Annotated in this window: 1 protein-coding gene; it reads left to right on the forward strand. The window is 60.6% G+C overall.

Features of this window, described 5'->3' with window-relative positions:
* Nucleotides 1–38: 38 nt before the first annotated feature.
* The coding region (locus ACF8O7_RS05795; RefSeq protein ID WP_392442714.1) for an IS30 family transposase at nt 39–1,186 on the forward strand (1,148 nt) is incomplete at its 3' end.

Raw genomic sequence — 1,186 nt, forward strand, 5'->3', positions numbered from 1 at the left:
CAACACAATGACTGCACCTGGCGCAAGGAGTGCTGGCCATGAAGCAACGACCTCGGATCTACTACACCGAAGCACAGAAAGCGATGATGTGGGATCGCTGGAGCAAGGGCGATACCCTGCACCAGATCGGCAAGCTGTTCGATCGGCCACATACCTCCATTCAGAACATCCTGGCCGCAACCGGCGGAATCCGCCCGCCAGCGCGCCATCGATCACGATTGGCACTGACTCTCGCTGAGCGCGAGGAGATCTCGCGGGCATTGGCTGCGGGCGAATCCATCCACTGCGTTGCCGCGCGCTTGGGGCGAGCTGCATCCACTGTCAGCCGTGAGCTTCACCGCAACGGTGGCAAGAGTTGCTACAGGGCTGCGCGCGCCGATGAAGCAGCCTGGGAGCGTGCGCACCGCCCCAAGCCTTGCAAGCTGGCGAGCAATCCAGCCCTGGCGCAGATCGTGGCTGGCAAACTGCAGCATCGATGGTCGCCTGAGCAGATCGCCGGTTGGCTCAAACGGACCTACCCAGAGCAAAGGAGCATGCAGGTGTCCCACGAAGCCATCTATCGCACGCTCTTTGTCCAGACGCGGGGCGCTTTGAAGAAGGAGCTTCTGGAGCATTTGCGGCGCACCAGAGGCATGCGTCGTTCACGGCACTACACGCAAAAGACCAGTATCCATGGCCGAATCGTCGGTGCCGTCCCCATCAGCGAACGTCCGGCCTGTATAGAAGATCGGGCCGTGCCAGGGCATTGGGAAGGAGACTTGCTGTTCGGCGATGCTCATAGCCAGATCGCGACCTTGGTGGAGCGACACACGCGCTATGTGATGCTGGTCAAGCTGGTGGACAAAGACTCGTACACCGTGGCTGCGGCCCTAGCCAGACATGCCAGGAGCCTGCCGCATGAGCTCTACCGCTCCTTGACCTGGGATCGCGGCTCGGAAATGGCGGGGCACAAGCGCTTCACGTTGGCGACCGACATCCAGGTCTACTTCTGCGACCCGCACCATCCATGGCAACGGGGCACCAACGAGAACACGAACGGGTTACTCAGGCAGTACCTTCCCAAAGGCCTGGATCTGTCGGGCTACTCACAGGAGAGCTTGGATGCGATTGCAAGGCAGTTGAACCAGCGTCCCAGGAAGACGCTGGGGTTCAGAACACCTGCTGAAATGTTTGATGAGTGTGTTGC

It is taken from the genome of Delftia sp. WSY_16 (assembly GCF_043104415.1).
In the GTDB taxonomy this organism is placed as follows: Bacteria; Pseudomonadota; Gammaproteobacteria; order Burkholderiales; family Burkholderiaceae_C; genus Comamonas; species Comamonas tsuruhatensis.